This is a genomic window from Nitrosomonas sp. Is35 (assembly GCF_033063295.1).
Classification (GTDB): Bacteria; Pseudomonadota; Gammaproteobacteria; order Burkholderiales; family Nitrosomonadaceae; genus Nitrosomonas.
In genome coordinates, this window is sequence record NZ_JAWJZH010000001.1 from 1,919,285 (window position 1) to 1,941,902 (window position 22,618).

27 protein-coding genes and 1 pseudogene are annotated in these 22,618 nt (G+C 48.2%); 18 read left to right on the forward strand and 10 right to left on the reverse strand.

Going from position 1 to position 22,618, the window contains the following annotated elements; translation table 11 throughout:
- Window positions 1-13: 13 nt before the first annotated feature.
- From R2083_RS09025 to R2083_RS09040, 4 genes are all read right to left on the reverse strand, one after another.
- Window positions 14-1,885 (reverse strand): amidohydrolase, encoded by a 1,872-nt coding sequence (locus R2083_RS09025; RefSeq protein ID WP_317538254.1) that lies wholly within the window; start codon window positions 1,883-1,885, stop codon window positions 14-16.
- Window positions 1,886-2,024: 139 nt separating this feature from the next.
- Window positions 2,025-2,654, reverse strand: a complete 630-nt coding sequence (gene ycaC, locus R2083_RS09030) for an isochorismate family cysteine hydrolase YcaC (RefSeq protein ID WP_317538255.1) — start codon at window positions 2,652-2,654, stop codon at window positions 2,025-2,027.
- 40 nt (window positions 2,655-2,694) lie between these two features.
- Complete coding sequence (locus R2083_RS09035) at window positions 2,695-3,045, reverse strand: SnoaL-like domain-containing protein (protein WP_121167146.1); 351 nt, start codon at window positions 3,043-3,045, stop codon at window positions 2,695-2,697.
- A gap of 64 nt (window positions 3,046-3,109) precedes the next feature.
- Window positions 3,110-4,015 carry a pirin family protein gene (locus tag R2083_RS09040; RefSeq protein WP_292923526.1) on the reverse strand — a complete coding sequence of 302 codons (906 nt, stop codon included), beginning with the start codon at window positions 4,013-4,015 and terminating at the stop codon, window positions 3,110-3,112.
- A 106-nt stretch (window positions 4,016-4,121) separates the two neighbouring features.
- On the opposite strand from R2083_RS09040, the gene R2083_RS09045 reads away from it, so the two are divergent.
- Together R2083_RS09045 and R2083_RS09050 are read left to right on the forward strand one after the other, a co-directional pair.
- Entirely contained in the window at window positions 4,122-4,442 is a 321-nt protein-coding gene (locus R2083_RS09045; RefSeq protein WP_292923525.1) for a winged helix-turn-helix transcriptional regulator, read from the forward strand.
- A gap of 114 nt (window positions 4,443-4,556) precedes the next feature.
- Entirely contained in the window at window positions 4,557-5,129 is a 573-nt protein-coding gene (locus R2083_RS09050) for an NADPH-dependent FMN reductase (RefSeq protein ID WP_317538256.1), read from the forward strand.
- Between the two features lie 33 nt (window positions 5,130-5,162).
- Here the strand turns inward: R2083_RS09050 and R2083_RS09055 are convergent, their stop codons facing one another.
- From R2083_RS09055 to R2083_RS09075, 5 genes are all read right to left on the reverse strand, one after another.
- On the reverse strand, window positions 5,163-6,824 hold the full coding sequence (locus R2083_RS09055; RefSeq protein WP_317538257.1) for a hypothetical protein: 1,662 nt from the start codon (window positions 6,822-6,824) through the stop codon (window positions 5,163-5,165).
- A 55-nt stretch (window positions 6,825-6,879) separates the two neighbouring features.
- Entirely contained in the window at window positions 6,880-7,152 is a 273-nt protein-coding gene (locus R2083_RS09060) for a DUF4242 domain-containing protein (RefSeq protein ID WP_090322434.1), read from the reverse strand.
- Between the two features lie 64 nt (window positions 7,153-7,216).
- The gene (locus tag R2083_RS09065) at window positions 7,217-7,813 is read right to left on the reverse strand and encodes a TetR/AcrR family transcriptional regulator (protein WP_108699556.1); all 597 of its coding nucleotides are present in this window, start codon (window positions 7,811-7,813) and stop codon (window positions 7,217-7,219) included.
- A gap of 128 nt (window positions 7,814-7,941) precedes the next feature.
- Window positions 7,942-8,805, reverse strand: a complete 864-nt coding sequence (locus tag R2083_RS09070; RefSeq protein ID WP_317538258.1) for a hypothetical protein — start codon at window positions 8,803-8,805, stop codon at window positions 7,942-7,944.
- Window positions 8,806-8,917: 112 nt separating this feature from the next.
- Window positions 8,918-10,168, reverse strand: coding sequence for a tyrosine-type recombinase/integrase (locus R2083_RS09075; protein ID WP_317538259.1), 1,251 nt, complete (start codon window positions 10,166-10,168; stop codon window positions 8,918-8,920).
- Between the two features lie 341 nt (window positions 10,169-10,509).
- Between R2083_RS09075 and R2083_RS15400 the strand changes: the two genes are divergently transcribed.
- From R2083_RS15400 to R2083_RS09100, 7 genes and pseudogenes are all read left to right on the forward strand, one after another.
- Window positions 10,510-10,692, forward strand: a complete 183-nt coding sequence (locus tag R2083_RS15400; protein ID WP_411172499.1) for an integrase arm-type DNA-binding domain-containing protein — start codon at window positions 10,510-10,512, stop codon at window positions 10,690-10,692.
- On the forward strand, window positions 10,656-10,835 hold the full coding sequence (locus R2083_RS09080) for an integrase arm-type DNA-binding domain-containing protein (RefSeq protein WP_317538260.1): 180 nt from the start codon (window positions 10,656-10,658) through the stop codon (window positions 10,833-10,835). Before R2083_RS15400 ends, R2083_RS09080 begins: the two co-directional genes overlap by 37 nt.
- Window positions 10,836-10,847: 12 nt before the next feature.
- A protein-coding gene (locus R2083_RS09085) for an IS5 family transposase (RefSeq protein WP_317529838.1) occupies window positions 10,848-11,611 on the forward strand; the annotation gives its coding sequence in 2 pieces (ribosomal slippage) (window positions 10,848-11,163 and window positions 11,163-11,611; 765 coding nt in all).
- 21 nt (window positions 11,612-11,632) lie between these two features.
- A pseudogene (locus tag R2083_RS15405) lies at window positions 11,633-11,881 on the forward strand (tyrosine-type recombinase/integrase); the annotation flags it as partial.
- Between the two features lie 6 nt (window positions 11,882-11,887).
- A complete protein-coding gene (locus R2083_RS09090; protein ID WP_411172541.1) occupies window positions 11,888-12,502 on the forward strand; it encodes a tyrosine-type recombinase/integrase in 615 nt (204 codons plus the stop codon).
- Between the two features lie 122 nt (window positions 12,503-12,624).
- A complete protein-coding gene (locus R2083_RS09095) occupies window positions 12,625-13,440 on the forward strand; it encodes an integrase core domain-containing protein (RefSeq protein WP_317537428.1) in 816 nt (271 codons plus the stop codon).
- 204 nt (window positions 13,441-13,644) lie between these two features.
- Entirely contained in the window at window positions 13,645-13,869 is a 225-nt protein-coding gene (locus R2083_RS09100) for a transcriptional regulator (RefSeq protein ID WP_317538262.1), read from the forward strand.
- A gap of 336 nt (window positions 13,870-14,205) precedes the next feature.
- On the opposite strand, the gene arfB is transcribed toward R2083_RS09100, so the two are convergent.
- Entirely contained in the window at window positions 14,206-14,619 is a 414-nt protein-coding gene (gene arfB, locus R2083_RS09105; protein ID WP_411172542.1) for an alternative ribosome rescue aminoacyl-tRNA hydrolase ArfB, read from the reverse strand.
- A gap of 276 nt (window positions 14,620-14,895) precedes the next feature.
- Between arfB and R2083_RS09110 the strand changes: the two genes are divergently transcribed.
- The 9 genes from R2083_RS09110 (at window position 14,896) to R2083_RS09150 (ending at window position 22,616) form a co-directional block, all read left to right on the forward strand.
- Window positions 14,896-15,102, forward strand: coding sequence for a hypothetical protein (locus tag R2083_RS09110; RefSeq protein WP_317530495.1), 207 nt, complete (start codon window positions 14,896-14,898; stop codon window positions 15,100-15,102).
- A gap of 80 nt (window positions 15,103-15,182) precedes the next feature.
- On the forward strand, window positions 15,183-15,347 hold the full coding sequence (locus R2083_RS09115) for a hypothetical protein (RefSeq protein WP_317530494.1): 165 nt from the start codon (window positions 15,183-15,185) through the stop codon (window positions 15,345-15,347).
- A gap of 118 nt (window positions 15,348-15,465) precedes the next feature.
- Entirely contained in the window at window positions 15,466-16,068 is a 603-nt protein-coding gene (gene wrbA / locus R2083_RS09120; RefSeq protein WP_317538263.1) for an NAD(P)H:quinone oxidoreductase, read from the forward strand.
- A 59-nt stretch (window positions 16,069-16,127) separates the two neighbouring features.
- Window positions 16,128-16,946 carry a class III extradiol ring-cleavage dioxygenase gene (locus R2083_RS09125; protein WP_317530492.1) on the forward strand — a complete coding sequence of 273 codons (819 nt, stop codon included), beginning with the start codon at window positions 16,128-16,130 and terminating at the stop codon, window positions 16,944-16,946.
- A gap of 114 nt (window positions 16,947-17,060) precedes the next feature.
- Window positions 17,061-17,390, forward strand: a complete 330-nt coding sequence (locus R2083_RS09130; RefSeq protein ID WP_317530491.1) for a cytochrome c — start codon at window positions 17,061-17,063, stop codon at window positions 17,388-17,390.
- Between the two features lie 14 nt (window positions 17,391-17,404).
- Window positions 17,405-18,334, forward strand: coding sequence for a hypothetical protein (locus tag R2083_RS09135; protein WP_317538264.1), 930 nt, complete (start codon window positions 17,405-17,407; stop codon window positions 18,332-18,334).
- A gap of 12 nt (window positions 18,335-18,346) precedes the next feature.
- Window positions 18,347-19,891, forward strand: coding sequence for an FAD-binding oxidoreductase (locus tag R2083_RS09140; RefSeq protein ID WP_317538265.1), 1,545 nt, complete (start codon window positions 18,347-18,349; stop codon window positions 19,889-19,891).
- A 50-nt stretch (window positions 19,892-19,941) separates the two neighbouring features.
- Window positions 19,942-21,051, forward strand: coding sequence for an NAD(P)-dependent alcohol dehydrogenase (locus R2083_RS09145; protein WP_317538266.1), 1,110 nt, complete (start codon window positions 19,942-19,944; stop codon window positions 21,049-21,051).
- A gap of 62 nt (window positions 21,052-21,113) precedes the next feature.
- Window positions 21,114-22,616, forward strand: coding sequence for an aldehyde dehydrogenase family protein (locus R2083_RS09150; RefSeq protein WP_317538267.1), 1,503 nt, complete (start codon window positions 21,114-21,116; stop codon window positions 22,614-22,616).
- The last annotated feature ends 2 nt before the right edge of the window (window positions 22,617-22,618 follow it).

Sequence of the window (22,618 nt, forward strand, 5' to 3'; positions counted from 1 at the left end):
GGTTTTATATGCATCATATTACCCAGCACGAACAGCCGAGCGCACCCCAGAAGCCACGCTGATCACCAATATTCACAGCATCTTGATACGCACGTCCATGAGCATGTCCATGCACGGAACAACTGATTCCGCAGCCGCAAGCTGTCTGAGCAAACGCATTTAATGCGGCCACATTAGCCGCAGGCTTGAAATAGCCGCTGTAGTGATTCACCGGAGACCAATCTGGCATGGCTGGTGGCAAGGGTGGAGAAAGCGCGCTGAATTCGTCATCACCGTAAACAATGCGTCCGCCGACGACCGTCAGTACCGAAACAAGATTGCGAATTTCGTCTTCCGGCACGCTAGAGTAATCGGCGGACAGTACGGCGAGGTCCGCGTATTGACCGACTTTAATCTGACCTTTGATACCCTCCTCGTTCGAAAACCAGGTATTTGCCTGCGTGTACAGACGTAACGCAGTCTCGCGATCGACGAGGTTCGCTACCGGGTACAGCGAGAGACCGCCCAAAGTTTTACCACTAGTCAGCCAATAAAGGGCATTCCATGGATCGTAGCTGGCCACACGAGTGGCGTCAGTGCCAGCGCCGACATTGACGCCCATTTGCAGCATACGCCGATAAGGCGGCGTGCGCTCCGCAGCTTTGCAGCCGTAGCGCTGCACGAAAAATTCACCCTGATAAGCCATGCGGTGCTGTATGGCGATACCGCCGCCAAGTTTGGCGATACGTTCAAGATTGGCATCGGTTACGGTTTCGGCATGATCAAAAAACCAGTGCAGTCCGTCAAAGGGAATATCCCGATTCACCTTTTCGAATACATCCAGCGCACGTGAGATGGTCTCATTGTAGGTGGCGTGCAAACGGAATGGCCAGTGATTACTGACAAGAATGCGCACTACCGCCTCCAGATCGTTCTCCATATTCGGCACCATATCCGGACGTGGCATGCGAAAATCCTCGAAATCTGCTGCAGAAAAGACCAGCATTTCGCCTGCGCCGTTATGCCGGTAGTAACTATCACCGTCACCAGGTTTTCCCATCTTTGTCCACTTAGTGAAGTCGGCAATCTCTTCTCCAGCTTTTTGTGTGAACAGGTTATAGGCGATGCGTAGGGTCAGCTCACCCGTTTGGTGCAATTCTTCAATAATCTTGTAATCGTCTGGGTAGTTCTGAAAACCGCCACCGGCATCAATGACGCTGGTTATACCCAGGCGGTTCATTTCCCGCACGAAATGGCGCGTGGAATTGAGCTGATACTCGTAAGGCAGCTTGGGACCTTTGGCAAGCGCCGAGTACAGGATCAGCGCATTGGGCTCTGCCAGCAGCAGACCTATCGGTTCTCCGTTGGCGTCCTTGGCAATCAAACCGCCTGGCGGATTAGGTGTGTCACGATCGTAGCCGCAGGCGCGCAGTGCTGCGCGATTCAGCAGGGCGCGATCGTAGAGATGCAAAATGAAAACCGGGGTATCCGGTGCGACTGCATTGATTTCGTCGAGTGTCGGCAAACGTTTTTCCGCGAACTGCATTTCGGTAAAGCCGCCGACGATACGCACCCATTGCGGTGCGGGCGTGCGTGCCACCTGCTCCTTCAGGCGCCGCATGGCATCAGCCAGCGAGGGGATGCCGTCCCAGCGCAATTCCATGTTGTAATTGAGTCCACCGCGGATGAAATGCAGATGCGAATCGATCAGACCGGGAATGACGCGGCGGCGGTTAAGATCAATTACTTGTGCATGGTCATCGGCAAAACGCATCACCTCGTCGTCGTTTCCCACAGCAATGAAACAGCCTTCCGCAATGGCAACGGCAGTGGCTTGCGGATTCTGGCGATCCAGCGTCGTGAATTGACCGTTGTGTAGTATCAATTGGGCATTGTGGTTCTGCATTGATGCACCTCGCGAAGTTTCAGCAAGCACGCCAGTTTTCGAAAAACAATAAAGACACTCCGACTGTTTGCAAAATACGCCGACGGCGCAGGTTTACCGCGCTATCACCCATGTTTCATCCCTCTCGGAGCTTGACTATTTATTTCTTGGTAATGGCGAAGTAGCTCGTCATCAGGTTGCGGTAGTTAGGCAGATAACTGGAAAATAAAGCACCCAATCCTTCGATATCATTACGCCAATCGCGGTGCAATTCGCAAGCCACGCCAAACCAGCTCATCAGTTGCACACCTGCAGCTTGCATGCGTGCCCAAGCGGCATCACGAGTTACTTCATTGAAAGTGCCGGAGGCATCGGTGACTACAAATACGTCATATCCTTCTTCGATCGCAGATAACGCTGGAAAAGCAACGCAGACTTCGGTCACCCCACCGGCGATGATCAGTTGCTTGCGTCCGGTTTTTTTGATCGCGTTGACAAAATCTTCGTTATCCCAGGCATTGATATTGCCGGGACGAGCGATATACGGTGCAGTAGGATGCATTTCTTTGATTTCTGGTACTAATGGGCCATTCGGACCGCTTTCGAAACTGGTTGTCAGAATGGTCGGCAACTTGAAATACTTGCCACAGGCTGTCAGTGCTAACACATTATTCTTGAACTCATTTGGTGAGAAATCCTGCACCAGCGAAATCAGTCCTGCCTGATGATCCACCAATAGCAAAACAGCATCATCTTTAGAAAGCCGGTTGTATTTGAAAGTCTTGTTCATTGTAGTGCTCCTTTCATTGGTTGTTGTTATGCATTTTTATTCAATACAACGCATAGAATCGGTCACTGATGATCTTGCCATCTTTCCAGTGCTGTACCGCTACTTGATCAAACTTTTTGTGGCCTAAATCTTTATGCTTGTATTCATAATGCCACTCGGTCATCGTGACGTTTTCTCCTACGGCGGTCGATACAATTTCGGATTTGAGCCATACTTCAACACCTTCGAATAATTCGGATTCTCGATCTTTGGCTTGTTTCAAGCCTTTCGCCACCACATCATTTCTTTCGACTACGATGCAATCGGGATGGTAATACTTATCCATCGATTCCAATATCTCGCCATTTAAAATCATCCGATTTAAGTCGTTAAGTTTTTCTTCCAAGGTCATTTTTATTCCTAATTCTTCGCTTTCTAAAAGGACTGCAACTTAGAAACAAGACTGATTTGTGAGCTTATGTGGAAGGGATTGGTGCTATTTTGCCCATCTTGCCGCTCTGGTAGTCTATCTTGGCCTGGCGAATTTCCTCCGCAGTATTCATGACAAATGGGCCGCTGCCTGCAATGGGTTCTTCGATGGGCTCACCACTCAACAAAAGTGCGATGGTATCGGGTTTGCTGCTGATACAGATATGATCACCTGCCCGATCGAACAAGCCAACCTCCGCGGTAGCGAGGATTTCCGAATCATCGATGCAAATTGATCCCTTGAGCACTGCCAACAATGTGTTGTAACCATCCGGCACAGCAAGGTTAATAGACTGATCACTGGTCAAACGCAAATCCCATACATTAATCGGCGTAAAGGTATGCGCTGGCCCAGTAGTTCCATCGAATTCACCCGCAATGACGCGCACTCTTCCTTGATCCTCTGGGAGATTGACTGCGGGAATCTGGTTATCCAGAATGCTTTGATAATGAGGTGGCGACATCTTATCCTTAGCGGGTAAATTCACCCAAAGCTGCACCATCTCAAGTACACCACCATGCCTTGCAAAATCCCGGCCATGAAACTCTTCGTGAACCAAGCCAGAAGCTGCGGTCATCCATTGCACATCGCCAGGACCAATCCTGCCGCCGCCACCAGAACTATCTCGATGCTCCACTTCACCGCTATACACGATAGTGACCGTTTCAAAACCGCGATGTGGATGTTCGCCTACACCATGGCGTTGCTCAGTCGGTGAGAATTCCATGGGTCCAGCATAATCAAACAGCAAAAAAGGACTGATCATGGGGCCCAGCACTGAATAGGAAAATAGTGTGCGTACAGGAAAACCATCACCAATCCAGTGCTGATCTGTATTCCGTTGGATGCGTAACAGCTTCTTAACGGATGGATCAGATTTTAATGTCTGCATGGCTTATTATCCCCCAACAAGATTTTGTGTTTACGTGATAGATTAATACCGTCAGGATTAATTACAAGTACGCACAAAAAGGATACTGCCACGCGAAGGATGTCAAATGCCAAAGAAAGAAGCCTGCTGTCCCGTAGAAGTGACGTTGAAGGTGATTGGAGGGCGTTGGAAAGTTCTGATTATCCATAGCCTATTAAACGGTACGATGCGATTTAATCAGTTACAAAGGGATTTAACAGGAATTACTCACCGTACCCTCAGCCGACAATTGCGAGAAATGGAAGCAGACCAATTAATTATCAGGAATAATTTCAACGAAATTCCCCCGCACGTTGAATATTCATTATCTCCGTTAGGACATTCACTTAAAACTATCCTGTATGCGATGGATGAATGGGGAAAGAATTATGATGCAGGAGGCAAATAAGTGAGTACTTTAAGTGTGTTACGAGCTGCATCAGCTACTCTCAACTCACTTGTGCTACACAGTGCCGTTGCAAATAGCCTATTTTCAGGTTTATCAACATAACAGTGAGACATCATGATAAATATCATCGGAATTACAGGAAGTCTACGTAGCGGTTCGTACAATACTGCACTGCTACGTATGGCCGCAGGACTAATGCCGAACGAAGCCAAGTTGGAGATCGCGACACTCAAAGGCATTCCGCTCTATGATGAAGATGTCGAGGTCAATGAAGGTATTCCTCAAACAGTTATTGCGCTGCAAGAACAAATTGCTGCTGCGGATGGATTATTGCTGGCTACCCCAGAATACAATAATTCCATACCGGGCGTGCTCAAAAATGCGATTGACTGGCTATCTCGGCCATCAAGCAGTATTGCACGAACTTTCAGTGACCGTCCAGTTGCACTGATGGGAGCATCGCCCGGCGGATTTGGCACAGTCCTGTCTCAGAATGCCTGGCTCCCTGTGCTACGGGCATTAGGCATGCGTCCATGGTTCGGTGGACGGTTGCTCATATCACGAGCACATCACGTCTTCAATGAATCGGGTGAAATGGTAGATGAGGCAGCACGTGAGCAACTCCGAAGTTTTCTTGCTGGGTTCGCCGAATTTATCCAAGCTAGCAGCAGCCGCGCTGGAGATTGAGTGTTGCCTAGAACCATTTGACTATGTGCTTGCTCAGCGTAACGGGCGCCCGAAACGGGATGCCTGCAGGGTGACATCTGCACGCTCCCAAGCTTTTTTGAAGCGCGCTTCGATAAGCCTTGCCTGATCATCCTTTTTTTGCGCGCGCAATGCCTGTATCAGTCCGTAGAGCGCCCAACCATTGTTACGATTTCGCCGCAAGTCTTCCCAGTAAACGGTTTCCGCTTCAGTTGGCTGACCTGCTTCCAGTAAGATAGCGCCCAGTGCCAAGCGTGGCGGGAGATGAAATTCTGATGGCTCTGTATATACCAGGGCATCCTCTAGTCGAACCGCTTTTTCAAGGTGTGCAATAGCCTGATCGAATTGACCGTGAGCAGCGGCAATTTCACCTGCCAGCACTTCAGGTGCGATACTGAGTATGGTGCTGGTGGTATTTTTAGACAACAGCGGATTGTCTAGTGACGGGTTTTTCATGATCTTGCGCAGCGCTATTAACTCCTGCTCAGCTTGTAGCGGTTGCCTCATCGCAACAAATGCTAGACCGCGTACATAATGCCAGCTCCCTGTCAAAAATGGATTGGTTGACGGCGGCGCAGGTTGTTCAAGAATTTCTTGCCAATGTCCAAACCTGGCTAATGCCCAATAAGGTGTCACGCGAAAAATTGCCGTCAATGGAATCGCTTTTAGCACTTCATCGTCAATTTTGCCAGCAGCTTGTTTGGCAGACTCAATCGCAATCTTGCTTTGACCATCCATTGTGGCTGCGAACCAGAGAAAGTGAATATTGTGCGGATAATAGACCATCGGGTATAACCCTTGAGCATGGCACTGCGTGATGTAATTTTCGTCTGCCGCGATTGCCAATTGATTGCTTTTCATGGAATCGGCGTAGCGTCCGATCCGCTGATAAATATGCGATGCCATGTGTATCATGTGCCCTGCTTCCGGCATTAAGTTCAGCAAGGTATCGGCGGCCTTCTCTGCACGCTCAGGTGTACTGGTCGGCTCAATCAGGTGAATATACATGTGCAGCGCGCCAGGATGTTGCGGATTGCGCTGTAATACATCTTCAGTAAGCGCGACGATTTCGGCTGTGCCTTCATACGGAGTACCGTCGAGCATCCAGTAGCCCCAAGGTCGCAAATCCATCATGGACTCGACATACAGCACCGCGATATCCGCATCATCCGGAAAACGCTGATGTACCTCCCGCATTGCCTCCGCGTAAGCCTTATCATTCGTTGTTCTGTGTTCGGTTTTTCCTGAATAGCGCTTTTCCAGTGCGCTGATGAGTGCTTGTTCCTTTGGCGAAGCATTTATCATCAGTGACTTGGCTTGCTGCATAATTTCCAAAGCCTGCGGCTCTTCGTTCGGCTCCATCATGGCGTTGATATTAGGACCGAGTACGAGTGCCTGACCCCAGTAAGCCATCGCAAGTCCGGGGTCAAGTCTTGCCGCCTCACGAAATGCGCGGCGCGCCTCAGCATGATTGAATGCATACGCTAGATTGAGGCCCTGGTTGATATATTGCTGTGCTAGTGGATTGCGTGTACTGACTGGAAATATGTGCGTACCCAGATTTTGCAGTCTAGGTATAAGCTGGCCGTCTGATTCAGTTGCTGCAAATGATTCAAAAGTACTTGCGACAACCAGGGTCAGAGCTAGTATTGCAAGGCGAAAAGTATGGGGTTGCATAATCATTACTCCCTTGATGAAAAATATTTTTCATGAGCGGCAAAATTTTTGCATGCTATTCAGCCGTAGTTGGATCAATCACGGATCTGACTTGAGAAATACGATTGGCTGGAAACTCGCCTTGTTCAGCATGTGCTCTAACGGTGGCCTCATCGGGGGCAATGTAGACGCAATAGACTTTATCGTCAGTCACATAACTTTCCAGCCACTGGATTCGTGGCCCCATACTGTTTAAGATACCGCATGATTTCTGCGAAATGGCTTTTAGCTCTTGTTGTGTCAGTGAACCTGCTCCAGGAATTTCGCGTTCAATAATATATTTTGGCATTTTTATCCCCTCTAAAATTGAATTAATAATATGACCGGTCGTCTATTTATTCGATAAAAAATAATCAAGCCTTAAAATAATCTTCCAGCAAATCCTGACAACATTGCTTAACCGGCGCAGATGATTTCTCTATTTGCATTCGCAGTAAAGCTCCTTGCCAGGCATTGATCAGCAAATCAGCCATTGCTTCGGACGATTTGTCTGACCTTACTGTTCCTTGCTGTTGCGCTTTGGCCAATCCAGACTGCAATAAATCTCGATAGCGCCTGATAGCCGATTGCAGGGATTGCTGACAAACATCGTTGGTGCTGCCGATTTCTCCCATCAGATTACCCAGCAGGCAACCGCCTTTAAATTGGTTATTTTCGAGTTCCACAATTAGCTCATCAAAATATCTCCTGATTGCATTTAGCGCGTCCGTGTCGGCTTTGCTCAGATGTGTGGACAACCTCACAATAAAAGGATCAATATAGTGCTGAATGACCTCAGCACCAAAATCTTCTTTACTGCCGAAATAATTATAGAAAGAACCCTTTGGAACGCTCACCGCATCGAGAATTTCCTGCAACCCGGTACCGTGATAACCTTGCTCAATAAATAAAGCGACGCCTTGGTTTAAGAGGTTTTCTCTATTGAGTTCTTTTTGGATCGATTTAGCCATACGCGCACAATACGACCGGTTGTCTTAATTGTCAAATAAAATTTTTCTAAACGCTTTCGCGATAAGACGTCAACTTAATGCATTTAGATTTCCAGCATTCTTAATCGCTTTGATTGATTGCAACTCATCTATGCAACTAATTTTTCCATCAACTCAATGATATGTTCGGATTCCATCATTCCCTGCATTGGGTGCTCATCCTCAGACAGAATAGCTTCCTTTAACTTATTCAATTCAGCGGGGTTGGTATCTGTTTTTAGCAGAACATAGTAGATTAATTCATACCTGATCTGGCATAGGTTTTCTGTAACAAACACAAATCCGTTACGCTGTACACAGGCTATCATGGCTCTTCGTTGCAGCCATAAATCTTTAGTCCAAATATCAGGTACATCTTCCAGGTTTGTTAACGCAATTTCCTGAATGATGTCAGAATCACTGTGGTGGTTGATGAGGTATGACAGTGCAAAGGATAATGCTGGATATAATGCATGGAATTTGTTCCATTCAGCAAGGGTTGCACTGACAATGGGATCCTCGATTTCTGTTTCTTCTATCTGTTCTTCTGGTTCGCTTTTTTCTTTACCAATACCGAGAAGCCACCAGTCATAGTAGAAATTCAGCAAATCTATAGCATATTTGCGAGTTCTCTCTTTGTCCGCAATAAACCGATTCCAGTAGACTTCATCTTTTAACAGGTTTATATCACTGAGTTCCGCTTGGAATGCACTAGAGCAGGCTTGTCTTCTGCCGAGGTAAGATTGGACGGCTGCATGTCCAAATTTATCTTGCAGGGTATTGAATAACCCGGAATCAAAGCCGTGCGAGAAGTAGTGATCGTACAAGCGGCAGAATGTCAGATCAATCAGCGGTTCCGGGTTGTTGGGATCTTCTAGTTGTTGTATTTCGGCTTTAATATCATCCGATTCCTGGAGATAACTAAACCGGTAACCTTTTGTACCTCTTTGACCAGTTTCCACAACATGCAACATGATGCCTTCGTAACAATATCCACACATCTCAATCACCTATTTTTATTTAGTTATAGAAAAAACAACGCTCTTTCTTAAATTAGTGGAATTGGGCTTGTTAATACGGTGTCGTTTAGGATTTAGAATCTGCTGTCAAATTGTTGCAATAATCTGCCCAGTCATCCATCAGTTTTATGCGCTTATCAAATAGGTCTCCCCGGCGATACGCGGCTTCGACTTTATTGGCAATGGTGTGAGCTAACGCCATTTCACAGACTTCTTGCGGGTAGGCAGTGGTTTCACTCGCCCAATCCCGGAATGTGGATCGGAATCCATGTGCTGTCAGATTACCGCGTTCCATGCGTTTCAGTACGGCTGTCAGACTCATATCCGATAGCGGTTTATCTTGCTTGGTGCCCGGAAAAACAAATTCGGATACGTGATTTTCTTTCATGCGTTCCAGTATCGCTATGGCTGCATCGGATAATGGAATGCGATGTTCCCGTCCGGCTTTCATTCTATCTGCGGGAATCAGCCATAATCTTTCCACTATGTTGATTTCCGGCCACAATGCGCCTCTAACCTCACCAGAGCGGGCTGCGGTCAGAATTGCAAATTCCAATGCAGCAGCACCGATGCCGGGTTGATTGCGCAATTGCTGCATGAATTCCGGAATTTCCTTGTAGGATAAGGCAGTGAAGTGATTGACCTTGGCGATCTTGGAAGGTGACGGTAATAATTTATCTAAATGCCCTTTCCATCTGGCTGGGTTCTCGCCTTCGCGATAGCCTCGCACGGTTGCCCAATCCAAAACGCTTTCAATGCGTCCGCGTAAACGGGTGGCCGTTTCTGTTTTGGTTTTCCAGATCGGTTCCAGAACTTTCAATACCAGACCGGTATCCACATGCGCCACATTGAGATTGCCGACAACCGGACAAGCATACGTTTCTAACGTGCTCCGCCACTGTGCCCGGTGTTTGGGATTTTTCCAGGCATCGCCATGTGCATCCAGATAGCTTTCGATACAATGTTGAAACTTGACCCGCTTACTATGCGCTTTTTTGTTAGTATCTATCTGCTTTTGTTTGTCTTCCAGGGGATCAATGCCCTCTAAAACCTGCTTTCGATAGTTGCTGGCTTTATGGCGGGCTTCTTCCAATGAGAAATCGGAATAGCTGCCTAACCCCATATCGCGGCGGCGGCCAGAAAAAGAATACCGATAGATCCATGAGGCTGCGAAAGTGGGATTCATATCGGTGGAATTGGGATTCGTATTGACGCAAAGATACAAACCCGGCACCCCCCCTACGGCGTGCATGCCTGGTACTTTAGAGAGTTTTTTAACACCCAGGGCCGATATGGCAGACTTAATTTTTCCCATCATCCGTCCCATCAAAATGTTTGGGATTTGATGATATAGCAAGAAACTTTTTGGAACAACGAAAACTTATAACTAATTAATAATTAGTTGGATAGGATACATCATGGGACATTGTGAAACCTGAAGCCAGCAGTCTCTCTCTCCGCCAAAGATGTTCCAAACGTTGCCCAGCAATACCAACAAATCCCTTTAGAATAAACAATATTACGGTAATTTTGCCAATCCTTGGCAACCCTGAGTAAAGCGGGTAACATTATCGAAAAGCGGGTAAAAAAGCGAGTAAAAATTTACCCGTATTTTTGTTACCCGTTTTTTGTTTTGTTCTTCGGTATTCAGGGGGTTGCATGAAACTTACCGATTCAATCATCAAAGCAGCAAAACCGAAGGATAAGCGTTACAACCTAGCCGATGGCAAAGGACTTGTTTTGCTGATACAGCCAGACGGTCAGAAAGCATGGCGGATGCGTTATTACTTTAACGAAAATGAAATATGCTTTCCCTTGGCTTCTATCCCACTGTGTCGCTAGCAGCCGCAAGACTGGAACACGCCCGCTTCAAGCAATTACTGGCGCAAGGTATCGACCCTTCAGAAAACCGCAAAGAACAAAAACGGCAGGCAGCCATTGCAGCGGAGAACAGCTTTGAATTAGGGCCTGTTAACGCTATTTGATATAATTTGGTGATGGAAATCACCGAAACTCAATATCAACAGATCGAGCACTGCCTGCCGCGTCAGCGTGGCAACGTCAGCCATTCCAATCTGCAAGTTCTCAATGCCATTCTTTACGTTGCCGAGCATGGCTGCAAGTGGCGAGGACTGCCCAAGCGATTCGGCAACTGGCATACCATCTATACCCGCATGAATCGCTGGGCAAAGAGTGGTGTACTGAGCCATGTATTTGGGCAACTTCAGCATCAGCAAATCATCCGTATCCGTATTGAAACTGTTTCGCTGGACAGCACCAGCATCAAAGTCCATCCCGACGGTACGGGTGCGTTAAAAAAAACGGCCCCCAATCCATCGGAAAATCTCGAGGTGGATGGACCACCAAAATTCATCTGGTTGCCGCAGATTCCAGAACAACCATAGGCTTTGCCCTCTCGCCCGGTCACGCCCACGATGCGCCAGAGGGCAGGCAGCTTTTGCTTTCCCTCGGTCCCGTCAATACGCCCACCTACCTGCTGATGGATCGTGCTTATGAGGGCGACCAAACCCGGCAACTGGCACTAGATTTGGGTTACATCCCGGTTGTTCCGCCCAAAGCAAATCGCTTGTCACCCTGGGAATACAACCGTGCCATGTACAAAAAACGCAACGAGATCGAACGATTGTTCAGAAGGCTCAAGGGATTTCGCCGCATCTTCTCCAGGTTCGATAAGCTCGATGTCGTCTTCATCTCCTTTATCCACTTCGCTCTCATCGTCGAAGCAATCAGATTGTGTTAACAGGCCCTAGTAGCGCGCCAATGGTGGAATCACTGGAAGCACGATAAAAACGAACGTCATGCAGGCTACACGATCCGGCGCATGGAAGCGGATATATTCCCGGTTATTGGTGCAAAACCGGTTAATGACATCACAGCCGCGCAGTTAATAATTATGATCCGCAAGGTCGAGTCGCGCGGTGCGCTGGATATTGCCAAGCGCGTATTAACCATGTGCGGTCAAGTCATGCGCTATGCCGTGGCGCACGGGCTAGCAGAGCGAAACCCGGCCGCAGATATAAAACCTTCCGATGTATTGAAACCTACCAAGAAAACCAACCACGCGCGATTGAGTGAAAAAGAATTGCCCGAGTTATTGCGCAAGATCGATAGCTATGACGGACAGCCCCTCACCCGCCTTGCATTGCAGCTTATGGCGTTAACGTTTGTTCGCACCGGCGAATTGATCGGTACCCGATGGGACGAAATCGACACGATCAAAAGAGAATGGCGTATTCCAGCTGAACGCATGAAGATGAAAACCCCGCATATTGTCCCCCTATCCGATCAGGCTTTAGCGGTACTGGAAGAAATCCGCAAGCTGGAGGCCGATGATGTTCTATTGTTTCCAAGTGAACGAAGAGATGGCAAATCAATGAGTAATAACACAATTCTTTACGCTCTTTACCGATTGGGGTATCACAGCCGTATGACCGGGCACGGCTTCAGAGGGATAGCGTCAACGATCCTTCACGAACAGGGATTCAATCATGATCATATCGAATTGCAGCTTGCACACACTCAACGCGATGCAGTTAGCGCGGCATACAACCATGCGCTTTACTTGGAACCACGGGCACGCATGATGCAGGAATGGGCAGATTACTTGGATAAGTTAGAACGCAATATGTAGTGAATTGTTGCACACAAAATTCAACCTATGGTAATCTTAGCCAAAAATCGTACAAGACTATTTTAAAAGATAAATTGTAAGAATTACTAGCGTTGTTTACAGTATTTGGGAGAATACTGTAGATGAACATACACAAACGCACCCGATTAACTTTATTAGATCGTCAGGAAATCTGGCGGCTTTATCAAACCCGGCTGTGGAAGGTGGCGCATTTGGCGGAACGCTTTCATGTCAGCCGGCCAACGATTTATGATGTACTGAAACGCGCGAGACTGCAGGAATTTACGCCGCGTGACAGCACCAATCAGCGGTTCAAGACGTTGCAATACGGTCTTAAGCGCCTGGCTAAGGTCGAACAAGCCATCCAGGAACGGCTCAAGCGTGAAGCCAAACGCTATAACAAGTCTTACCCAGGTGAGCTTGTTCACTTTGATACCAAGCGGCTTTCCTTGTTGAAAGGGCAATCCGCCAATGAACCTCGCGAGTACCTGTTTGTGGCCATCGATGATTTTTCCAGGGAGCTGTATGCCGATATTTTTCCCGATAAAACTCAACACAGCGCAGCTCGCTTTCTCATAGACACTGTCATTGCCCAATGTCCGTATCAGATCGACTGCGCTTATTCCGATAACGGCAAGGAATTTAAAGGAACTGACGGCCATGCTTTCGGCAAAGCTTGCACACAACACGGTATCGGACAGAAGTTTACCCGCATCAATCGTCCGCAAACCAATGGCAAAGCCGAACGAGTCATCCGCACCCTGATGGATATGTGGCACAGCCAGATTTCCTTTAAAGACTGCGCCGATCGGCGCATTCTGCTTTCCCGTTTCATTAACTTCTACAATACCGTCAAACCTCATAAGAGTTTGAATAATGCTACCCCTTATGAAATACTTCACGCTTATTTCAATCAACCTCTCTGTAAACAACCCTGAGATTTCTTACAGATAAATTTTATTAACACATATGCAGGGGGTGATAGCACTTTTTTGTGTTATCGAGAGAGTGAAAAATCCAAAGGAGAAACGTAAGTATGGTTATCAAATAAATATGCAATAAGAAGTAGATAGGAAAGAAGCTTCAAATTCCCTGACACATGATCAACCTAACGCCGTGATGGCGCTGGAGAAAAAGTAGACATGAAAGAAATTTCAAATTCACCTGACACAATTCCAAAGTTAGGCAAATCCCGTTGGTCGAAAATCGCTAAATTTTCACCATTTTCTAAAGAAAAATTCAGACAATTATCAAAAGCAGGAAAAGCACCGCAGCCCGAGCGCATGGGCGTACGCTGCACTTTCTACGATAATGCGGAGCTTCACCGCTGGCTTGCTGACCCGATCAATTACCGGGCGGGGGAATGAGCCATGCAGAAATCCACAAAAAAGCCGCACCCGGCGGGGGTAGCGGCTGGAATAAACTCACACACGAATTATAGCACCCATGACATATTGAACGAAATCACAAACCGTTTAAAGGGCGTTATCAAACGTCACAATGGCGGTATGCTGGCATTCTGCCCGAGTCACGATGACCGGAAAGGCCGCAGCCTTGGAGGGTGCTTTTCTAAAAACGGGTAAAAAAGCGGGTAAATTTCAATAATTGAAAATAAAAACCATCATGGATAATTGATTACAGAGAATCATATGAATCCCTCTCTCGCACTGATTCTCCAGTGTATGTCATCATTCCTGCTTTTATCATTCCTCGCCAATCTTACTGCGGAACGATTTTCTTTCGCTCTGTACCGATTTACTTTCCAAGCGTTTTATTTGAGAAGCTTTGGTCGGCTTGGTGGGTACCCGGGTTTTCAGTACAATCGTGACACTTTTAATCATTTCACGTAAGCGGTTGAGTGCATCTTCCCGGTTCTTAACTTGACTGTTAAACCGCTGCGCTTTGATGATAATGACACCTTCGCTGCTAATGCGGCTATCCTTTAATTGCAATAGCTTGTCCTTGTAGTGTTCGGGCAATGATGACGCCTGTATATCGAATCGCAGATGAATCGCGGTCGCCACTTTGTTGACATTCTGCCCGCCGGAGCCTTGCGAGCGGACAGCAAAAATCTCAATCTCAGTCAATGGTATTGTGAGATTGTTTGTTATTTTCAGGAAGGTTATTTTATGCACGAAAAAGACAATAATATTTTTATCAATTGGTTACGATAGCAATCGCCGGACTATTCCGATTCCATGCCTCAATATAACTCTAAGTGATATCTCGCAAGGCAGTATTCAATAACACCAAACTTCAATAATTGGACAATCGCCTTAATTCACTTTACTTAGGATTGAAGACAGAGATTACCCGAGCATAGAAATACAATCGGCAGCAAAAGTTTATATTAATGGCATCAGTGTTATCGCGTTCTAAAAAAACTGCAAGTTATGACGCATGATCATCACGAACATCAACAACATGATCAGCAAGCTTACTATTTCTATTTTACCCATTGCCACGGCAAATTTGTGGCTGAACCCAATACCTATCTAACCGGCAAGTCCCCAACCGGGTACGCCATTTACTCCTGCCCCATGCATCCGGGAATGTGGCAAGCCAGGCCGGGAATCTGTTCGGTTTTCGGCAGTCATTAGAACCGGCGGTAGTATTACTCAGTACTGGACCGAGCGCGGAACTGACGGACAGGATCCGCCGCTTCTGAGTTGGCTTCATATTGACCGCACCCGTTTTTATCCTGGAAATGGGCGGTCATTTGATCGGGCTGGCGCACTCCGGAGACATCTTGCCATCTCCGTTTTTTGCTGCGGCAGCGGTCGCTATTTTCTGTGAGCGTGATCGTCAATGCATTGCGGCTACGTGCATAACCAAGCTGGAGTAAGTATGAAAAGTTTAAGAACAACATTTCTCAATTTTTGATTTTATATATTATATAAAGCGAGTACTATCTAATTTCGGCAAAGTTTTAGTTCACAACCCCATCAATCAGGAGGCGTGCCATGGCAAAAATTCTCGTCTTGTATTACAGCATGTATGGTCATATCGAAATTATGGCCAACGCGGTAGCTGATGGGGCACACAGCGTCGAAAATACCGAGGTTGACGTTAAGCGTGTCCCCGAACTCATGCCGGAAGAAGTGGCGCGAAGGGTCGGTGCCAAGCTTGATCAGCCAGCACCCATTGCGACCGTGGATGAGCTGACTAACTATGATGCCATTATTTTCGGCACACCTACACGCTTCGGCAATATGTGCGCGCAAATGCGCAATTTTCTCGATCAAACAGGCCGCTTATGGCTTAACGGCGGACTGATCGGCAAAGTGGGTAGCGTATTTACGTCTACAGGCACTCAGCACGGCGGCCAGGAAACCACAATCACCTCGTTTCATACTACCTTACTCCATCATGGCATGATCATCGTGGGTGTTCCCTACTCCTGCCAGGAAATCATGAACATGAGTGAAATCACCGGCGGTTCACCGTATGGGGCAAGCACGCTGGCCGGTGGCGATGGCAAACGTCTGCCATCAGACAATGAAATAAAAATAGCGCACTTTCAGGGGACTCATGTCGCCAAAGTAGCCAACAAGCTATCTCGCTGATGAGGTAGTACACTGAGTTAACAAACGCTCGTACTTTATTTCAGCGGAAGTTTTTAATCATGAGCAACATTTCACAAACGCTATCGCCCGTTTTGTTTTTACCGCATGGTGGTGGGCCACTACCGATACTTGGTGACAAAGGGCATGAAAAGATGGTTGCTTTTCTAAAAGAAATAGCAACTAAGCTGGGCGAGCCATCCGCGATTTTAGTCATCAGCGCTCACTGGGAAGAGGAACAAGCAACCATAACGAGCAATAGTCATCCCGGAATAATCTATGATTACTATGGATTTCCTGCTGAGGCCTACCAAATTCAATATGCAGCACCGGGTAATCCCGAGCTGGCGAATGATATTTGTACACAGTTAACAGCGAGCGACATACCGGCGAGACTTGATGAGCAACAAGGTTTTGATCATGGGTTGTTTGTGCCGCTCAAACTGATGTTTCCGCAAGCCCAGATTCCTTGTCTCCAGTTATCATTACTGAAAAATTTAAATCCTCGATTGCATATTGCACTTGGAAAAGCAATTGCATTTTTACGCGAGAGGAATATCCTGATTATCGGTTCAGGCATGTCATTTCACAATTTGAAAACATTTTTTTCGAACGATATCGATAGCGGCAAAGAAAATAAGGGATTTGATCACTGGTTGATTGAAACTTGTACCGATCCGGAGATTCTATCTGCAGCGCGTGAACAGCGATTGATTGAATGGGAAAAGGCACCGTTTGCCCGATTTTGTCATCCGAGAGAAGAACATTTATTGCCTTTACATGTTTGCTACGGTATCGCCTGCGCCAGTACGCCAATAGCAAAAATTGTATTTAATGAGGAGGTGATGGGGAAAAAAGTGACGAGCTTCCTGTGGCAGTAGAATCATGGTATTTTGATGCTGATTTTCATTGTTGGCCATCAGCCATGAGCATTTGAATTAACCGCACCAAGCTGCCAGCTTATTATCATCTCAATGAAATACTGGAGAATCAGTATGGAAAAATCAAAATTGGAAAATTGGCTATTCGGTTTCATGTTCACAGTCATTTTTGCGGCAAGCAATGCATGGTCAGCGCAAGATGAGAAAAACAGTCCCGGATTTGCATGGAAGGATGGCGCAGAAATTTACGCCAAAATTTGCGCATATTGTCATGAAGCCCAAGTCGGACCGCACATTCGCCATCGTGACCTTCCCGCAGCTTATATCCGTGCAGTCGTTCGCAATGGTAACCGGGCCATGCCGGCCTTTCGTCCTTCAGAAATCGACGACGAATCGTTAGTCAAACTGGCGGATTTCATTGCAACCAAAGATGCACAGCGTTAAGGAGATCACATTCCATGGATGAAACGCGACGTAGCTTCATCAAAGGCATGCTGACTGGTGGAACCTTGTTGGCCTTCGGTATTCCTACCGTCACTCAAGCACTATCCACCAGCAAAACACCTTCCGGTAATATGCGCAATTGTCACTTGTTACTGGGGAATACCCCCATAGACGAAGCCTTTGCCAAAGGCGCCCAAGCCGCGTATACCCGTTTCAGCAGCTTCAACCAAGAAGGCGCATTACCGGCATTTCAATTTGCAGATGAGCTACTAACCAACCCCCTACGAATAATCGATCTATTAACACAATCCCGGAATATGCGTTGGGTAGCCATCATGGATTATGCCAATGCGGCCATATTCACTGAGTTGGTGCGAAACTCTGAACGGCATCTCCTCGCATTAGGCTCGCATATGTTCGCACCCAGCGATAACACCTCCCTCCCGCAGCGCCATGTATGGACTACCGCGTCACCGGCATACAGCGCCGGAGGATTACTTGCCTCCCTGCTTACCCATAATCAGCATGATTTCTCTATTGTCGAAAATTTTCTTGAACAAGCGAAAAAAGATAGTGCAATGAGCGATTCATCGTCAGCGGAGTTTTCGTCTTTTCGGTTGGCTGAACAACCCTCGACGCATTTGCATTGCGCCGGGGTATCTCCGCTGGAAGCCAGTCAACGGATTGGCTGGAAGACATCAGAAAATTGGGAATCTGTACTCTCTCGCGAAGATAAAACAGCGAATGCTACAGCTATTGAACATCCCCAGTTCGAGAACTGGATAGAGAACACCGGCTATGCCATTGTTGCTACGGCATTGGGAATGGGAGTGCAGCAAGCATCCTGCTCCAATCGCGCATTTGTACATCAATCGAATCAACGCAATTCGAACCATCAAGGGTTATCGGGAAAACATTTCGTTTCGTTTGTCATCGACGTGTAGGGAGAAAACAGCATGGCCAGTCAATATATCGCATTGCCCAAAGGCGTATCGGAAAAAAACTTCGATGCGGCCATCCGTGATTTTCGCAAAGTACTGGGCGACGCTGCTGTACTCACCAGCGCGGAACAACTTGCACCTTACATCAAGACGATGATGCCGGTTTCCGATGCCGAACACACCCCGTCTGCAGCACTATTGGCCACAACCGTCGAGCAAATCCAGAAAATTGTTGCGATTTGCAATCAATACAAAGTACCGATCTGGATGATTTCCACCGGAAAAAACCTGGGCTACGGCTCGGCAGCCCCGGCAGAGCGGGGTCAGGTAGTGCTTGACTTGAAGCGCATGAATCGCATTCTCGAAGTGGATAAGGATTTGGCCTTTGCCTTGGTCGAACCGGGTGTAACCTATCAGCAACTCTACGATTACATCAAAGAACACAAGTTGGGTTTATGGCTATCCATGCCCGCCCCTTCCGCCATCGCAGGACCGGTTGGTAACACGCTGGATCGCGGCGTGGGTTACACGCCCTATGGCGAGCACTTTTTGTTCGCTTGCGGCATGGAGGTCGTGCTGGCGAATGGCGAAGTGTTGCGCACCGGCATGGGCTCAGTGCCCAATTCCAACACCTGGCAGGTATTCAAATGGGGCTATGGCCCCTATCTGGATGGCATTTTTACGCAATCCAACTATGGCATCGTCACCAAATTCGGTTTCTGGCTGATGCCTGAACCACCGGCATTCAAGCCGTTTGTGATTCAATATCAGCATGAAGAAGATATCGTTGAGATCGTCGAAACGATTCGTCCGCTGCGCATTAGCGGCGTCATTCCAAACGCTGTGGTCATTGCCCATGCGCTCTATGAGGCGCCGGTAAAAGCCAAGCGCAGTGATTATGTGTCCGGACCGGGTTCAATTCCGGATGAAGCGGTGTATCGTATTATGAAAGATCACAAACTGGGGATCTGGAACGTATATGCCGCGCTCTATGGCACGCAGGAGCAGATTGATGTGAACTGGAACATTGTCACGCAAGCATTCGGTCAATCGGGTAAAGCTAAGATACTAACGGAACAGGAAGCAGGTGATGATCCGGCATTTGCTTATCGCGCCAAGCTCATGCGCGGAGAAATGACGCTCACGGAATTTTCGTTGTATAACTGGCGTGGAGGTGGCGGGTCAATGTGGTTTGCGCCCGTCTCTCAAGCGCGCGGCAGTGAAACCCTTAAACAAATGGCGCTGACTAAGCAGATACTGGCCAAGTACGGACTGGATTATTCCGGTGAATTTATCGTCGGGATGCGCGATATGCATCACATTGTCGATGTACTGTACGATAAGACCGACCCAGAGCAGACGAAAGCGGCCTATCAATGTTTCGAGGAATTGCTGACCGAATTCTCTGCGCGCGGGTATGGAACTTATCGGGTCAATACGGCATTTATGGACAAAGTCGCCGAAACCTATGGCCCAGTGCAGAGAAATGTTCACAAAATACTTAAAAAAGCGTTGGATCCCAATGGCATTCTTGCGCCGGGAAAATCAGGCATACGCTAGTTTCATTTTGACCTTGAGTAAGACCTAACGATTCCAAAGCGGAGGTACCCGTGAAAAAAATCAAGGCAGCCGTCGTCCGCCAGAAAGGCGGGCCTTTTCAGATTGAAGACCTGATGCAGGATGATCCGCGATCCGATGAAGTGCGCGTCCGTATCGTTGCGACGGGAATGTGCCATACCGATATGGTTGCGCGTGATCAGCTCTATGAGGTGCCACTGCCGGTGGTATTAGGGCATGAAGGCTCGGGCGTAGTCGAACAGATTGGTAGCCATGTGAAGAAAGTCGCTGTTGGCGACCATGTTGTGCTGACTTATATGTGGTGTGGTCACTGCAAGCCCTGTTTACGGGGCGATCTGACCTATTGCGAGCAATTTTATGCGCTGAATTTTGGTGGTGCACGCGAGGATGGCAGCATGTCAACCTTTACAACAGGTAATACTTCAGAGCCGATTCACGATCATTTCTTTGGGCAATCGTCGTTTGGCACCTTTGCGCTCGTACATGAGCGTAACGTCATCAAAGTCCCCAAAGATGCGCCCTTGGAGCTTCTTGGCCCGCTGGGTTGCGGCATTCAGACCGGCGCCGGAGCCGTCATGAATGCACTCAAAGTCAATCCGGGCAGCAGTTTTGCAGCTTTTGGCGGCGGCGCAGTGGGACTCAGTGCCGTGATGGCGGCACGTGCTGCCGGCGCTACGACCATCATCTCGGCCGATGTGGTTCCTTCGCGCTTGGCCTTGGCGATGGAACTCGGCGCAACCCATACCATTAACAGCCGGGAAACCGATCCAGTCGAAGCGGTTCGCAAAATAACGAATGGCGGCTCTGATTTCACGCTCGAATCGAGCGGACGCCCTGCGGTATTGCGTCAAGCCATTGATGCATTGGCTATCCGCGGGACATGCGGCATTGTCGGCGCACCGGCCTTGGGTACCGAAGCGAGCTTCGATGTAAACGGGGTGATGACGACAGGAAAACGCATTATCGGAATCGTTGAGGGCGATAGCAAACCGGATCTTTTTATTCCAGCACTGGTTGAACTTTATCAGCAGGGCAGATTTCCTTTTGACAAACTGGTGAAGTTCTATTCCCTCGATCAAATCAATCAAGCCGCTGAAGATAGTGAGAAGGGCATCACGATTAAACCGATCATTCGACTCTAATCCACAGTTATGTGCTTCACTTTGATTGGATTTTCCAAAAAAACACCCATGAGGAACGCCATATGGAAAAGAAATTAGCATCCCAATCGCCTTATTCAAATTTCGACCAGCTATTCATCAATGGCCAATGGCGCCACGGCAAGGGAGCAAAGATTCTGCGCGACCTCAATCCCTATGATGGCAGCACGCTGGTCGAAATACCCCATGCCAATCGCGATGACATGGACGAAGCCTATCGCGGCGCCGCCAAGGCGCAGCACGCATGGGCGGCATTAATACCGGGCGAGCGCGCAGCCATCATGCGCCGCGCGGCACAAATCATGGAAACACGCCGTGAAGAAATTGTGTCCTGGATCATTCATGAATCCGGTGGCACGCGCATCAAAGCGAATCTGGAATGGCATGCCGTGCATGGCGTGCTGCTTGAGGCAGCCACGCTGCCTTATTTGGTGGAGGGCCGGATTCTTCCGGCAGACATTCCCGGCAAGGAAAGCCGCATGTATCGTAAACCCGTGGGGGTTGTCGGGGTGATCAGCCCCTGGAATTGGCCATTCCAGCTCACCGCTCGTTCCGCAGCACCCGCGCTCGCGGTCGGTAATGCTGTCGTGGTCAAGCCAGCCAGCGATACTCCAGTAACGGGCGGACTGTTGTTTGCAAAAATCCTTGAAGAGGCGGGATTGCCTGCGGGTTTACTCAGCGTTATCGTCGGTGCAGGCAGCGAGATTGGCGATGCCTTTGTCACCCACCCCATTCCTCGCGTCATATCGTTTACCGGCTCCACGCCGGTTGGTCGCAATATCGCAAGATTGGCAGCTGAAGGACCCATGCTCAAGCGGCTTGAATTGGAATTGGGTGGAAATGGCCCGTTTGTGGTATTGAATGATGCCGATCTGGGGCAAGCCGTGGAAGCCGCCGTGTTTGGGAAATTTCTGCACCAGGGCCAGACTTGCATGAGCGTTAACCGCTTCATTATTGAGGACCGGGTTCACGATGAGTTTGTCGAACGCTTTGCCGATCGTGTGCGTCAATTGAAAGCAGGTGACCCGAATGCGCCTGATACGATGATTGGACCCATTATCAATAAATCCCAGTTGAATGGCCTGCAACAACGGATCCACGACGCCATTTCATCGGGAGCCCACCAAATGGTGGGGGGTGACGCACAAGGCCTGGTGCTACCCCCTCATGTATTCTCTCAAGTCACCAATCAGATGCCATTGGCGCAAACGGAATCGTTCGGCCCCATCGCACCGATCATACGTGCGCGCAATGAAACGGATGCATTGAATATCGCCAACGACACCGACCTTGGGTTGGCTGCCGCGGTGTTTACACAAGATATTGAACGCGGCCTTCGGTTTGCACAACAACTCGAATCGGGCATGGCGCATATCAATGACCAGCCGGTCAATGATTTACCTTATAACCCTTTCGGCGGTGAAAAGAACTCAGGAGTCGGTCGTTTCAATGGCGTCTGGGCCGTCGCAGCATTCACGACTGATCAATGGATAAGCGTTCAGCATACGCCGCGTCGTTATCCATTCAATGCGCAAGCCATTGGGTAATT

Coding starts and splice junctions, on each gene's coding strand:
- R2083_RS09025 (WP_317538254.1), bottom strand. CDS start 1,885: ATGCAGAACCACAATGCCCAATTGATACTACACAACGGTCAATTCACG.
- ycaC (WP_317538255.1), bottom strand. CDS start 2,654: ATGAACAAGACTTTCAAATACAACCGGCTTTCTAAAGATGATGCTGTT.
- R2083_RS09035 (WP_121167146.1), bottom strand. CDS start 3,045: ATGACCTTGGAAGAAAAACTTAACGACTTAAATCGGATGATTTTAAAT.
- R2083_RS09040 (WP_292923526.1), bottom strand. CDS start 4,015: ATGCAGACATTAAAATCTGATCCATCCGTTAAGAAGCTGTTACGCATC.
- R2083_RS09045 (WP_292923525.1), top strand. CDS start 4,122: ATGCCAAAGAAAGAAGCCTGCTGTCCCGTAGAAGTGACGTTGAAGGTG.
- R2083_RS09050 (WP_317538256.1), top strand. CDS start 4,557: ATGATAAATATCATCGGAATTACAGGAAGTCTACGTAGCGGTTCGTAC.
- R2083_RS09055 (WP_317538257.1), bottom strand. CDS start 6,824: ATGCAACCCCATACTTTTCGCCTTGCAATACTAGCTCTGACCCTGGTT.
- R2083_RS09060 (WP_090322434.1), bottom strand. CDS start 7,152: ATGCCAAAATATATTATTGAACGCGAAATTCCTGGAGCAGGTTCACTG.
- R2083_RS09065 (WP_108699556.1), bottom strand. CDS start 7,813: ATGGCTAAATCGATCCAAAAAGAACTCAATAGAGAAAACCTCTTAAAC.
- R2083_RS09070 (WP_317538258.1), bottom strand. CDS start 8,805: ATGTTGCATGTTGTGGAAACTGGTCAAAGAGGTACAAAAGGTTACCGG.
- R2083_RS09075 (WP_317538259.1), bottom strand. CDS start 10,168: ATGATGGGAAAAATTAAGTCTGCCATATCGGCCCTGGGTGTTAAAAAA.
- R2083_RS15400 (WP_411172499.1), top strand. CDS start 10,510: ATGAAACTTACCGATTCAATCATCAAAGCAGCAAAACCGAAGGATAAG.
- R2083_RS09080 (WP_317538260.1), top strand. CDS start 10,656: ATGCTTTCCCTTGGCTTCTATCCCACTGTGTCGCTAGCAGCCGCAAGA.
- R2083_RS09095 (WP_317537428.1), top strand. CDS start 12,625: ATGAACATACACAAACGCACCCGATTAACTTTATTAGATCGTCAGGAA.
- R2083_RS09100 (WP_317538262.1), top strand. CDS start 13,645: ATGAAAGAAATTTCAAATTCACCTGACACAATTCCAAAGTTAGGCAAA.
- R2083_RS09110 (WP_317530495.1), top strand. CDS start 14,896: ATGACGCATGATCATCACGAACATCAACAACATGATCAGCAAGCTTAC.
- wrbA (WP_317538263.1), top strand. CDS start 15,466: ATGGCAAAAATTCTCGTCTTGTATTACAGCATGTATGGTCATATCGAA.
- R2083_RS09125 (WP_317530492.1), top strand. CDS start 16,128: ATGAGCAACATTTCACAAACGCTATCGCCCGTTTTGTTTTTACCGCAT.
- R2083_RS09130 (WP_317530491.1), top strand. CDS start 17,061: ATGGAAAAATCAAAATTGGAAAATTGGCTATTCGGTTTCATGTTCACA.
- R2083_RS09135 (WP_317538264.1), top strand. CDS start 17,405: ATGGATGAAACGCGACGTAGCTTCATCAAAGGCATGCTGACTGGTGGA.
- R2083_RS09140 (WP_317538265.1), top strand. CDS start 18,347: ATGGCCAGTCAATATATCGCATTGCCCAAAGGCGTATCGGAAAAAAAC.
- R2083_RS09150 (WP_317538267.1), top strand. CDS start 21,114: ATGGAAAAGAAATTAGCATCCCAATCGCCTTATTCAAATTTCGACCAG.